Consider the following 12,784-nt stretch of genomic DNA (forward strand, 5'->3'; position numbering starts at 1 on the left):
CGCGCGCCGTGACGGCGACCGGCCCCGGCCTCAAGCGCCGACTTGGCTTCTGGCTGCTGACGCTCTACGGGGTCGGGGTGATGGTCGGGGCAGGGATCTATGTCCTCGTCGGCGCCGTGGCCGGCGAGGCGGGAACCTGGGCGCCGATCGCTTTCCTGCTGGCCGCCGTGATCGCCCTGCCGACCGCGCTCGCCTATGCCGAGCTTTCCGGCCGGATCCCCGAGGCGGCGGGCGAGGCCGCCTATATCCGCAGCGCGACGGGCCGCGTCTGGGCGGCGGCGGCAATCGGCCTGGCGATCGAGGCGACGGGCGTGGTGTCTGCGGCGGCCGTGCTTCAGGGTGGGGTCGGCTACCTGCGCGCGCTCGTGCCGCTCAACGAGACGCTGCTGGTCGTGAGCATCGCCACCGCGCTGGGCTTCGCGGCCGTGCTCGGCGTGCTCGAATCCCTCCTGCTCGCGGCTGTCCTGACCCTGACCGAGGTGGCTGGCCTCGGCATCGTCGCCGGCGCGGGGATGACAGGCCCGGCCGTCGTGCAACCCGCCGAGGTCGCGACCTTTTCACCGATCGGCATCGGCGCTGCGGGCATTCTCGCCTTCTTCGCCTTCCTCGGCTTCGAGGACATGGTGAACATGGTCGAGGAAACCCGCGACCCTTCACGCGTGATGCCGCGCGCCATCCTCTCGGCGCTGGTGATCACCACGCTGCTTTATGCGCTGGTCTCGTGGGCGGCGGTGCGCACCGTGCCGGTCGCGGACCTTGCTGCCAGCCGTCAGCCGCTGGTGATGGTCTTCGAGCGCGCGACTGGGCAGGGCGCGGGGTTTCTTGCCGTTATCGCCGTCGCGGCCGCGCTGAATGGGGTGCTTGCCCAGATCGTGATGTCGGCGCGGGTGCTCTACGGGCTGGGGCGGTTCGTCCCGGCGCTTGGGGTGTTCCACCACGCACATCCGCGTTTCCGCACGCCGGTGCTCGGAACCGTGGTGGTGACGCTGGCGACGATTTGGCTCGCGCTGACCGCCCCGCTCGTGACGCTGGCCGAGGTCAGTGCGCTGCTGCTGTTGTCGGTGTTCTGTGCCATCAACCTTGCCTTGCTGCAGCTCAGGCGCATGGGCACGGTGCCAGAGGGTGCCTTCTCGGCTCCGGGTTGGGTTCCGGCGACCGGGGCGGCGCTTTCGGGGTTGGCGCTCATCTGGGGGGTGACGACATGAGTGGTCTGGACGGAGCGTCGCTGATGGCGCGCATGCCGAAGGTCCGCGGCCGGCTCACGGCGATGCGCCCGCTCGCGCCGTTGTCATGGCTCAGGGTCGGAGGCCCGGCGGAAGTCTTCTTCCAGCCCGCGGATCCCGATGACCTCTCGGCCTTCCTGCACGACCTGCCGGCCGACGTGCCGGTGATGCCGCTCGGGCTCTGCTCGAACCTGATCATCCGTGACGGCGGGCTGCCGGGCGTCTCGATCCGCCTCGGCGCGGGGTTCGCCAGGCTCGAGGTGATCGACGGCGCGCGTTTGCGGGTCGGCGCTGCCGCGCTCGACAGCCGTGTCGCGATCGCGGCGGCAGAGGCAGGCATCGTGGGCCTCGAGTTCCTGCGGACCATCCCCGGCGCGATCGGCGGTGCGGTCAAGATGAACGCGGGCTGTTATGGGCGCTACATGGCGGACGTGGTCGAGGAAGTGACGCTGCTCGACCGCCTGGGGCGGACGTACCGGCTGGGCCCCGAGGCGCTCGGATTCGGCTATCGTCACTCGGCGATCCCCGACGACCATGTGGTTCTGTCTGCCATCCTGCGCGGAACCGCCGGCAGCCGCGAGGCGTCCGAGGCGCTGATGGCGGACTATCTGGCCCGCCGGGCCGCGACCCAGCCGGTCGACCAGCGCTCCTGCGGCTCGACCTTCCGCAATCCGGCGGGCTTCTCGTCGACCGGGGCCGATGACGATACCCATGACCTCAAGGCATGGCAGCTGATCGATGACGCCGGATGCCGCGGCCTGCGCCGGGGCGGGGCGCAGATGTCCGAGAAGCATCCCAATTTTCTGATCAATGCAGGCGACGCGACGGCCGCCGACCTCGAGGACCTGGGCGAGGAGGTGCGGGCGCGCGTTAAATCGTGCTCGGGCCATGATTTGGTCTGGGAAATCCGCCGCGTCGGGGTTAGAATCACTGCACAATAAAATTCGCCGCACTGATGCGGCGCGCGGACACGGGGGGCATTCAAGAGCCCCGGCCGCGGAAAGTTGAGGCGGGCGGGTATGTCGGGCAGCGAGCGTCCCCGCGTCGCAGTGCTGAAGGGCGGCTTGTCGGCCGAGCGCGAGGTTTCTCTCGTGTCGGGCCGGGAATGCGCAGGTGCGTTGCGGCGTAAGGGCTACCAGGTAGACGAGATCGATGCCGGGCGCGACCTCGCGGCCGTGCTTGCCGGCAATCGTCCCGACGTGGTCTTCAATGCGCTGCACGGCCGATGGGGCGAGGATGGCTGCGTCCAGGGTCTCCTCGAGTGGATGCGAATTCCCTACACCCATTCCGGTGTTCTCGCCTCGGCGCTGGCGATGGACAAGGAACAGACCAAGGTCATCTATGCCGCCCAGGGCCTGCCGGTTGCCGAAGGCCGCCTCGTGCCACGCGAGGAGATCGTCGCCGGTCATCCCATGGCGCCACCCTATGTCGTGAAGCCCTACAACGAGGGGTCTTCCGTCGGCGTCTACATCGTCCGCGAGGCTGCGAACGGGCCGGCGCAGCTGGAGGCCGACGCGCCCGAGGTGATGCTGGTCGAGCGCTTCGTGCCGGGGCGCGAGCTGACCGTCGCCGTGATGGGCGAGCGCGCGCTTGCCGTGACCGACATCGTGACGACCGGCTGGTACGACTACCACGCCAAGTATGCGCCGGGTGGATCGCGTCACGTGGTGCCGGCCGAGATCCCGGCCGAGATCGAGGCCGCCTGCCTCGCGCATGCGGTAACGGCGCATCACGCTCTGGGCTGCCGGGGCCTGAGCCGGACCGACTTCCGCTGGGACGAGACCAGGGGGCTCGATGGCCTCATCCTGCTCGAGACGAACACCCAGCCGGGAATGACCCCGACCTCGCTTGCGCCCGAACAGGCGGCGCATTGCGGGATCAGCTTCGAGGATCTGTGCGACTGGCTGGTGAGGGATGCCTCATGCGGGCGGTGAGGGACGAGGCCGAGGGCGCGGCGCGCCCCGTCGATGCGCCGCCCCGCACCGGGCCGGGGCCGTCGCGGCTGCGCTACCGCATGCAGCGCGCCTGGGCGAAGCCCGGGCTCAGGGCGTTCGTGACGGTCTACCTGCCGTTGTCCCTGGTTGGCGTGCTGGGCTGGCGTGTCGTCTCGGATGACGACCTGCGCCGCCTGGCCGAGACGCGCGCGACCGCGTTGTGGGAAGCGGTGGCGGCGCGGCCGGAATTCGCCCTCAAGGGCATCGAGATCGTCGGCGGATCCGAGGCCCTTCGGGCGCGGGCGCACGAGGCGATTGGACTGGGCGCGGGCGCTTCCTCGCTCGAAGTCGATGTCGCCGCCCTGAGGGCGCGGATCGAGGCGCTCGACGCGATCCGGTCGGCCGCCGTGCGTCTCGACCCGCAGGGGATGCTGCGCGTCGAGATCGACGCCCGCGAGGCCGTGGCGCTGCACCGCGACGCATCGGGCGAGTTGACGCTGATCGATGCCGAAGGCGTCCGCATTGGCGCCGTCTCGCAGCGCGGCCTCTATCCACAGCTTCCACTGATCCTTGGCGAGGGTGGAGAGCGCGCCGTCCATGACGTTCTGTCGCTCATGGATGGCGCGCCCGACCTCGTCCCGCGCATCCGCGCCTTCGTGCGGGTGGGCGAGCGTCGCTGGGACATCGTGCTCGAAGGCGAGCGCGTGATCATGCTTCCCGCCGAGGCGCCGGGTCGGGCACTCGCCCGCGTCATGGCGCTGCACTACGGCGAGGAACTCCTCGACCGCGACATCGCGGTCATCGATATGCGGGTGCCCGAGCGCCCGACCCTGCGCCTTACCCCTTCGGGGGTCGAGGCCCATCGTTTGCGTCAGGCGGTTTCTGCGGAAGGCGGGAAGGACACATGAACTTCGCCCAGATCGAGATGTTCCGCGCCATGCGTTCGCGTTTGCAGACGGCAATCAAACGCGGGCGTATCGGCGTGATCGACATTGGCTCGTCAAAGATCACCTGCCTCGTGCTCAAGCTCGATCCCAGCCGGTTGGCCGAGGCGCGCGGCACCGATCAGCTCGGCACCTCGCTCTTCGGCGCGATCGAGGTGGTCGGCGCGCGCACCGTGCAGTCGCGCGGTGTCCGGCGCGGCGAGATCGTCGACATGGACGAAGCGGCGCGCGCCATCCGGCTTGCACTGCTGACCGCCGAGAAGATGGCGGCGCCCCGTGTCGACCGCGTCGACCAGGTGATCGTGAGCTTCTCGGGCGGGCGCCCGCAAAGCTTCTCGACCATGGGGGAGGTCGAGACCGAGACCGGCCAGGTGACAGAGCGTGACATTTCCGCGGCTTTGGCCGAGGCGCCCGAGCCGCCGATCGGCGAGGGGCGCCAGATCCTGCATGCCCAGCCGGTCGAGATCACGCTCGACCACCAGTCGGGCATCACCGACCCGCGCGGCATGACGGGGCGTCGCCTTTCCATCGCCCAGCATGTCCTGACGGTTGCCGCACGCCCGCTGGCCAACCTCATGGAATGCGTGCGCCGCTGCGACCTCGATCTCGCGGGCGTGGTCAACAGCGCCTATGCCGCCAGTCTCTCGGCGCTCGTCGAGGACGAGCAGCGGACCGGGGCGGTCTGCATCGACATGGGCGGCGGCTCGACCGCCTTCTCGGTGTTCCTGCGCGATCACCTGATCTGCGTCGACCAGATCCGCTTCGGTGGTGACCACGTCACGGCCGACATCGCCTCCGGCCTGATGATGCGCCAGAGCGCGGCCGAGCGGATCAAGACCCTTTATGGCGGTGTCATCCCCACCGGCGCGGACGAGCGCGACCTGATCGATGCCCCGCGCATCGGCGAGGAGGAGACGCCCGAGCGGCGGCAGATCAGCCGCGGCATGCTGATCGGCGTGATCCGGCCCAGGGTCGAGGAAACCTTCCGGCTGCTGCGCGCGCGGCTTGCCGACATCGGCGTCGACGGGATGCCTGGCTCGGCCTATGTGCTGACCGGCGCCGCGAGCCAGCTTCCGGGCGTCGACGAGATGGCGACGCGGATCCTCGGCAGGCGCCCGCGCATCGGTCGTCCTCTGCGGATCGCGGGGCTGCCGCAGTCGCTTTCCGGCCCCGACAGCTCGGCCGCCGTGGGCCTCGCGATCTACGCGCTAAAGCCGCATGACGAGCTGTGGGATTTCGAGGCGCCGCGACCGTGGTCGGCGCGCGGCAGGGCGGTCGAAATCGTCCGCTGGTTCCGCCAGAGCTGGTGAATTCCCGCGTGACGCGCGGGCCGGATTCGGTTAGTCTGTCAATAATATCAGGCAAGAAACGGGTGAGTTCGCAAAAGACGAACCTCCCACATGTAAACGAGGCAGAGAGCATGGTCCTTAATCTTAGGACGCCGGATGAGTACGATCTTCGTGCACGCATTGCCGTGTTCGGAGTCGGCGGCGCGGGCGGAAACGCGATCAACAACATGATCGAGAAGAAGCTCGAAGGCGTGGAGTTCATCGCGGCGAATACCGACGCACAGGCGCTGAGCCACTCGCGGGCTCCGCGCAAGATCCAGCTTGGTGGCGGCGTGACGCGCGGCCTCGGTGCGGGCTCGAAGCCCGACGTGGGCATGTCCGCGGCCGAGGAGTCGATCGAGGAGATCGCGAACCACCTCGACGGCTGCCACATGTGCTTCATCACCGGCGGCATGGGCGGCGGCACCGGCACCGGTGCGGCACCTGTCGTCGCTCGCATCGCTCGCGAGATGGGCATTCTGACCGTGGGCGTGGTGACCAAGCCCTTCGCCTTCGAAGGTGCGCGGCGCATGATGATCGCCGAGGCCGGGGTCGAGGCGATGCAGTCCCATGTGGACACGCTGATCGTGATCCCGAACCAGAACCTCTTCCAGGTCGCCTCGGAGCGCACGACCTTCGTCGAGGCCTTCCAGATGGCCGACGACGTGCTCTACCAGGGCGTGCAGGGCGTGACCGACCTCATGGTCCGTCCCGGCATGATCAACCTCGACTTCGCCGACGTGCGCTCGGTGATGGAGGAGATGGGCAAGGCGATGATGGGCACCGGCGAGGCCGAGGGCGAGACCCGGGCCACCGATGCCGCCGAGAAGGCGATCGCCAACCCGCTGCTCGACGAGGTGAGCCTCAAGGGTGCCAAGGGCGTGCTGATCAACATCACCGGCGGCTACGACCTGACCCTCTTCGAGATGGACGAGGCGGCCAACCGGATCAAGGAAGAGGTCGACGCCAACGCCCTGATCAAGTTCGGCTCGGCCATCGATCCCGAGATGGAAGGCAAGATGCGCGTGAGCGTCGTCGCCACCGGCATCGATGCCGAGGCGGTCGAGCGCGCGCCCGTCGAAACCCAGACCCGGCGTCGCCCGGCGGTGACCGATCCGTCTACGCTGTCGGCGATCCGTGCCGGCCGCGGCCGGGCCGAGACCCCGGTGACGCGCGCGACGGCGACGAGCACGCCTGCGGGTGCGACAGCGCCTGCCGAGCGTCGTGCCGAGCCTGCGGCCGAGGCTCCCGAGGCCGAAGCCGAGCGCCCGGCCGAGCCGGCTGCCGAGAAGACGGCAAGTCCGGCGCCCGCGGCCGAGCAGCGCAGCGCACCGGCGGCCCGCGGCTTCTCGACGCCTAGCCCGCGGCCGCATGAAGCCGCGGCGATGACCGCGCCGTCGCCCGACGACATCCGCGCCCGCGCCGAGGAGGTGCGGCGCCGTGCCGCCGCGGCGCGTGCCGAGCACGAGAGCGCGCGGTCGGCCGAGCATGCCGACGATGTCCCCGGGCTCTTCGATCTCGATGATCGCTCGCTGGACCGGCCGAGCACGCCGAGGGCCGAGGCGGCCCCCGCGACCGAGGCGGCCGCGGGCGGGCGTCAGCTGTTCCGGAACGATCCGCTGACCGCGTCGCGCGGGGCGGAGACGCATGCAACCCCGGCGGCGGGCCAGCCCGCAGCCGCGGAACAAGCGGCTCCGCGTCCTGCGGCGCAGCGCTCGGGCGGGCTCTTCGCGATCAGCAGCCTGATCAACCGTGTCTCGGGTGGGGCACATGCCGACCCGGCGCCGCAGCGTGCGCCGGCATCGCATCAGCGTCACGACGTCGATGACGACGATGGCGACATTCCGGCCTTCCTTCGCCGTCAGGCGAACTGACGGGAACCGGGAGTTCTCTGCGCGTTTTTCAGCCGCCTCCATCGTGAGGCGGCTTTTTTCTTTTTGGCATGGTGAGTTGGCTTTTGTTTCGTGTCTGCAGATGCGCCGGTGTTGCAAAGGGACACAAAGATTGAATTGAGTGCACTGCACAATCGGCCGTACCTGCTTACTTAAGAACGAGAAATCGTGGCGCCGCGCGCCAGAGGCGCGGTCGTCCCGGACGAGGGGCAAGAGCATGAATCTCACGGTCAGACATCCCATCCGCTTCGAGGGCGTCGGACTGCATGGCGGGCAGACGGTGCGCATGACGGTGCGCCCGGCGCCGCGCGGCCATGGCATCGTCTTCCTGCGCAGCGACATCGGCGGCACGGCCGGCATCATCCCGGCGCGCCACGACGCGGTGATCGACACCCGGCTTTGCACCAAAATCTCGAACGCGCATGGCGCGTCGGTGGGCACGGTCGAGCACCTGATGGCGGCGCTCGCGGGCTCGGGTATCTGGGATGCGCTCATCGAGATCGATGGGCCCGAGGTGCCGATCATGGACGGCAGCGCCCGCGAGTTCGTGCTGCGTTTCGCCGAGGCGGGCCTCGTCGAGCTGGGCGGCCGTCGCGGCGCGATCCGTATCGACCGGCCGGTCGAGGTGGTCCAGGGCGAGAAGCGCGCGGCACTGCTTCCGGCGCCGGTCTTCAGCATGCGCTTCGCGATCGATTTCGCGGATCCTGCCATCGGCCGCCAGCACGAGGCGATGTCGCTGACGGGCGGCGCGATGGCCGAGGAACTGGCAGACTGCCGCACCTTCGGCATGCTGGCCGAGGTCGAGGCGCTGCGCCAGGCCGGGCTCGCGCGCGGCGGCAGCCTCAAGAACGCCATCGTCATAGATCACGGCCGCGTGCTGAACCCCGAGGGACTGCGCCGGCCGGACGAGTTCGTGCGTCACAAGATGCTCGACGCGGTGGGCGACCTCGCGCTCGCAGGCGCGCCGATCGTCGGCTGCTACGAGGGTGAGCGCGCGGGGCACGAGATGACGAACCTGCTGCTCCACGCGCTGTTTGCCGCGCCCGACGCTTGGTCGTGGTGCGAGCTTCGCCCGGGGCAGGGCTTCGACCTGCGCCGTGCGCGACTGCCGGCCGCGGACGAGGCGGCGCCGCTCGCCGTCTGACCCCGGGTGGCGCCGTGTCGCAACGGCGTCACGGACGGCTGGGCCTGCGGTGAGCGCCGTGGCGCCAAGCCTGCTCGACCCCCCTTTGCCTCGCGCTGGAACCCGTCTATTGTCGCGCCGACCCGTGCCGCGGCTGCGTTCTCGCGCCGCATGCGGCCCAGAAGACCTGTCAGCCGGAGGTTGCCCCGCATGACGCCCGCCCCGCGTTTCCTGCGCCCCGTCGCGGCCATCGTGCTTGCCGCGTCGCTTTCGGCCTGCTCGATGTTCTCGGGCGAGAAGGAGCCCACGGTCGAGGACCTGAGCGCGAACGAGATCTTCACCCTCGGCCAGCAGCAGCTCGCCGATGGCCAGGAGACCGCCGCGGCAAAGACCTTCAACGAGATCGAGCGGCTCTACCCCTTCTCGCAGCTCGCCAAGCGCGCCCTGATCATGTCGGCCTACGCGTCCTACGAGGGCAAGGACTACCCCAACGCCCGCGCGTCGGCGCAGCGCTACATCGATCTCTATCCTTCGGACGCCGATGCGCCCTACGCCCAGTACCTGATCGCGCTGACCTACTACGACAACATCGTCGATGTCGGCCGCGACCAGGCGCTGACCGTGAACGCGATGAACGAGTTTACCGAGCTCGTGGCCCGCTACCCCGACAGCGACTATGCACGCGAGGCCCAGCTCAAGCTCGATCTCACCCGCGACCAGCTGGCCGGCAAGGAGATGTCGGTGGGGCGCTACTATCTCAAGCGGGGCCACTACACGGCTGCCATCAACCGCTTCAGCGTCGTGATCGAGAAGTACCAGACCACCAGCCAGACGCCCGAGGCGCTGCATCGTATGGTCGAGGCCTATGTCGCGCTCGGCCTGACCGAGGAGGCGGAGCGCGTCGCTCTCGTGCTCGGCACGAACTTCCCGGGCTCCGAGTGGTATTCCGACAGCTACGCGCTGCTGACGGGCGTCGAGACCTTGCCCAAGCCCGACGAGAGCGGCACGTTCAACTCCCTCTACCGGCAGATCATCCTCGGCCACTGGCTCTGACACGCAGGGCGGGGCCGGGAAACAACGGATGCTCAAGGCACTCTCGATCCGCAACATCGTGCTGATCGAGGCGCTCGACCTCGACTTCGGCACCGGGCTGAACGTGCTGACGGGCGAGACCGGGGCGGGCAAATCGATCCTGCTAGACGCGCTGGGCTTCGCGCTGGGGCGCAAGGTGCGCCGTGACCTGCTGATGGCCGGGGCATCCGATGGCGGCGTGACCGCCGAGTTCGCCGTGGCACCCGATCACGCCGTGCACGCGATGCTCGACGAGCTCGGTCTTGCAGCGGAGGAAGGCGACATCGTGATCCGCCGCCTCGCCTCCGCCAACGGGCCGGCGCGCGCCTTTCTCAACGACCAGCGCGTGAGCGCCGAAGCGCTGCGCCGGGTCGGAGAGCTTCTGGTCGAGGTGCATGGCCAGCATGACGACCGGGGCCTGCTCGACCCCAGGGCGCATCGCGGCCTGCTCGACGCCTTCGCCGGGATCGAGGCCGAGCTTGCCGAGACGCGCGAGCGCTGGCGTGCGGCCGAGGCGGCGCGGCGCGCGCTCGATGCCGCGCGAGACCGGTTAGCCAGGGCCGCCTCGGATGCCGACTTTTTGCGCCACGCGGTGGCCGAGCTCGAGAAGCTGGCGCCACAGCCGGGCGAGGAGGAGGCGCTCGATGCCGAGCGGCGTCTCATGCAGGTCGCGGTCCGCATCGGCGAGGAGGTCGCCAAAGCGGCGCAGGCACTGTCCACCGAGGGGGCCGAAGGCTTGATGGCCGGCGCGCTCTCGCATCTCACCCATGCCGCCGCCCGTGCCGAGGGGCGGCTCGAGGCTGCAATCGAGACGCTCGACCGCGCCATGGTTGAACTGGGCGAGGCCCAGCGCAGCGTCGACGACGCGCTCGAGGCGCTGGCCTTCGACCCCCAGCGGCTGGAGGTGGTCGAGGAGCGGCTGTTTGCGATCCGAGGCCTTGCGCGCAAGCACAACGTGCTGCCGTCCGAACTGCCCGATCTGGCCCTCGACCTGGCCCGGCGGCTCGACGAGATCGATGCGGGCGAGGAACGTATCTCGGCTCTCGAGGCCGAGGCCGGGACCGCCGCGCGCGCCTATGACGATGCGGCCGCGGCCCTGTCAGCGGCGCGGCACGCTGCCGCCGCGCGGCTGGACGCGCGCGTAACTGAAGAACTCGCGCCGCTGCGCATGGAGGCCGCGCGTTTCCGCACCGTCCTCACGCCGGGTCGCCGCGGCCCCGAGGGCAGCGACGAGGTGTCCTTCACCGCCGCGATCAACCCGGGTGCGCCCGAGGGGGCGATCGACCGGATCGCCTCGGGGGGCGAGCTGTCGCGCTTCCTGCTCGCGCTCAAGGTCTGCCTCGCGGCCCGGACCTCGGGCCTGTCGCTCGTCTTCGACGAGATCGACCGCGGCGTCGGCGGCGCCACGGCCGATGCCGTCGGCCGCCGCCTTGCCCGGCTGTCCGAAGGCGCGCAGGTGCTTGTCGTCACGCACAGCCCGCAGGTTGCGGCGCAGGGCCGCCACCATTACCGTATCTCGAAGTCGACCGACGGCCACGTGACGCGGACCGATGTGATCCCCGTTGCCGCGGCTGCCCGCATCGACGAGATCGCAAGGATGCTGGCGGGTGACGTGATCACTCCCGAGGCGCGCGACGCCGCCCGTGTCCTGATGGAGAAGGCGGGATGACATGGGCGAGTACCTCGTCCACAGCGCCGAGGGCTTCGCGGGACTTGCAGAGTCGATCTCGGGGAAGGGCAAGGACGGCATCGAGACCTTCCTCAGCAGCCCGGCACCCCTGATCATTCTCGGCGTCGCGGCGATCCTCCTGATCGTGCGCAAGCTGCGCTGAGCCGGCCGCGCGCGCGGGACATCAGTTTCCCGGAACTAGCTTGCCCGGGTTCAGGATGCCCTGCGGATCAAGTGTGCGCTTGAGCGTGCCCATCACCTGCCACGCTTCGCCATGCTCGGTCGACATGTAGCGCATCTTGCCGACCCCCACGCCGTGCTCGCCCGTTACGGTGCCACCAAGACGGAGCGCGCGTTCCGAGATCCGGCCGGCCAGGCGCTCGGCCTCGGCCTGCTCGGCCGCGTCTGCCGGGTCGATCAGCAGAACGATGTGGAAGTTGCCGTCCCCGACATGGCCCACAAGGGGCGCGATCAGCCCGCTCGCCTCGATGTCGGCGCGGCTCTCGAGGATCGCCTCTGCAAGGCGCGAGATTGGCACGCAGGCATCCGTCACGTAACCACGCGCACCGGGCCTGAGCGATTGCTGCGCATAATAGACCTTGTGCCGGGCTTCCCACAGCCGCGTGCGCTCCTCGGGCTTGTCGGTCCAGGCGAAGCCGGTGGCGCCGTGCCCGGCCGCGATCTCTCCAAGCATTTCGGCCTGTTCGGCGACACTGGCGGGGGTGCCGTGGAACTCGAGAAACAGCGTCGGCTGCTCGGGCATGTCGTATCCCGAATAGCCGTTGAAGCCGCGGACCGTCAGCTCGTCGAGCAGCTCGATCCGCGCGACCGGGACACCCATCTGGATCGTCTCGATCACCGTGCGCACCGCGGCATCCATGTCGGGAAATCCGCATGTGGCGGCCGAGATCGCCTCGGGCACGCCATGCAGCCGAAGCGTGAGTTCGGTGATGATGCCCAGCGTCCCCTCGGCGCCGACGAAGAGGCGCGTGAGGTCATAGCCGGCCGAGGACTTTCGTGCCCGGCTGCCGGTGCGGATCACGCGCCCGTCGGCCAGGACCACCTCGAGCGCCATCACCGCCTCGCGCATCGTGCCGTAGCGAACTGCGCAGGTGCCCGACGCGCGTGTCGAGGCCATGCCGCCCAGCGACGCATCCGCCCCCGGGTCGACCGGGAAGAACAGCCCAGTGTCGCGCAGTTCCTCGTTCAGTCGTTTGCGCGTCACGCCGGGCTGCACCACGGCATCCATGTCTTCGGGGTGAACCGCCAGGACACGGTCCATGCGCGTGAAATCGAGCGTGACGCCGCCACGCAGCGGGATCACGTGGCCCTCGAGCGAGGTGCCGGTTCCCCAGGGAACGATCGGGCAGCCGTGCTCGCTGCAGATCCGTGCGATCTCGGCCACCTCGGCCGTGGTCTCGGGCCAGATCACGGCATCGGGCAGATGCGGCTCATGATAGGACTCATCGCGGCCATGCGCCTCGCGCATCGCCTGCGCGCGGCTCAGGCGCGAGCCGAACCGCGGCTCGAGAAGGGCAAGGGCGGAGTCGATCGTCATGGCGGGCTGCCTCGGGGAAAAACGGAGTGTTGCGCGGCACAG

At 69.6% G+C, this 12,784-nt stretch carries 11 protein-coding genes; 10 read left to right on the top strand and 1 reads right to left on the bottom strand.

The features are described from left to right. Positions 1 to 8: 8 nt before the first annotated feature. From H0I76_RS10745 to H0I76_RS10790, 10 genes are all read left to right on the top strand, one after another. Positions 9 to 1,205, top strand: a complete 1,197-nt coding sequence (locus H0I76_RS10745) for an APC family permease (protein WP_200609867.1) — start codon at positions 9 to 11, stop codon at positions 1,203 to 1,205. Next, the gene (murB, locus tag H0I76_RS10750) at positions 1,202 to 2,164 is read left to right on the top strand and encodes a UDP-N-acetylmuramate dehydrogenase (protein ID WP_234455254.1); all 963 of its coding nucleotides are present in this window, start codon (positions 1,202 to 1,204) and stop codon (positions 2,162 to 2,164) included. The genes H0I76_RS10745 and murB overlap by 4 nt, the downstream gene beginning before the upstream one ends. A 78-nt stretch (positions 2,165 to 2,242) precedes the next feature. Further along, the gene (locus H0I76_RS10755; protein ID WP_200609868.1) at positions 2,243 to 3,157 is read left to right on the top strand and encodes a D-alanine--D-alanine ligase; all 915 of its coding nucleotides are present in this window, start codon (positions 2,243 to 2,245) and stop codon (positions 3,155 to 3,157) included. Further along, the gene (locus tag H0I76_RS10760) at positions 3,145 to 4,065 is read left to right on the top strand and encodes a cell division protein FtsQ/DivIB (protein WP_200609869.1); all 921 of its coding nucleotides are present in this window, start codon (positions 3,145 to 3,147) and stop codon (positions 4,063 to 4,065) included. Before H0I76_RS10755 ends, H0I76_RS10760 begins: the two co-directional genes overlap by 13 nt. Beyond that, positions 4,062 to 5,411 carry a cell division protein FtsA gene (ftsA, locus tag H0I76_RS10765; RefSeq protein WP_200609870.1) on the top strand — a complete coding sequence of 450 codons (1,350 nt, stop codon included), beginning with the start codon at positions 4,062 to 4,064 and terminating at the stop codon, positions 5,409 to 5,411. Before H0I76_RS10760 ends, ftsA begins: the two co-directional genes overlap by 4 nt. Before the next feature lie 110 nt (positions 5,412 to 5,521). Continuing rightward, positions 5,522 to 7,303, top strand: a complete 1,782-nt coding sequence (gene ftsZ / locus H0I76_RS10770; RefSeq protein WP_200609871.1) for a cell division protein FtsZ — start codon at positions 5,522 to 5,524, stop codon at positions 7,301 to 7,303. Between the two features lie 235 nt (positions 7,304 to 7,538). Then, positions 7,539 to 8,465 (top strand): UDP-3-O-acyl-N-acetylglucosamine deacetylase, encoded by a 927-nt coding sequence (gene lpxC / locus H0I76_RS10775; protein ID WP_200609872.1) that lies wholly within the window; start codon positions 7,539 to 7,541, stop codon positions 8,463 to 8,465. A gap of 189 nt (positions 8,466 to 8,654) precedes the next feature. Then, positions 8,655 to 9,497: an outer membrane protein assembly factor BamD gene (locus tag H0I76_RS10780; RefSeq protein ID WP_200609873.1), complete on the top strand. Its 843-nt coding sequence runs from the start codon at positions 8,655 to 8,657 to the stop codon at positions 9,495 to 9,497. 28 nt (positions 9,498 to 9,525) lie between these two features. Next, on the top strand, positions 9,526 to 11,184 hold the full coding sequence (recN, locus tag H0I76_RS10785; protein WP_200609874.1) for a DNA repair protein RecN: 1,659 nt from the start codon (positions 9,526 to 9,528) through the stop codon (positions 11,182 to 11,184). Between the two features lies 1 nt (position 11,185). Further along, positions 11,186 to 11,347 carry a hypothetical protein gene (locus tag H0I76_RS10790; RefSeq protein WP_200609875.1) on the top strand — a complete coding sequence of 54 codons (162 nt, stop codon included), beginning with the start codon at positions 11,186 to 11,188 and terminating at the stop codon, positions 11,345 to 11,347. A 21-nt stretch (positions 11,348 to 11,368) separates the two neighbouring features. Here the strand turns inward: H0I76_RS10790 and H0I76_RS10795 are convergent, their stop codons facing one another. Then, positions 11,369 to 12,742: an FAD-binding oxidoreductase gene (locus tag H0I76_RS10795; RefSeq protein ID WP_200609876.1), complete on the bottom strand. Its 1,374-nt coding sequence runs from the start codon at positions 12,740 to 12,742 to the stop codon at positions 11,369 to 11,371. Positions 12,743 to 12,784 lie beyond the last annotated feature (42 nt).

The sequence above is a fragment of the Thermohalobaculum xanthum genome, from assembly GCF_016623495.1.
In the GTDB taxonomy this organism is placed as follows: Bacteria; Pseudomonadota; Alphaproteobacteria; order Rhodobacterales; family Rhodobacteraceae; genus Thermohalobaculum; species Thermohalobaculum xanthum.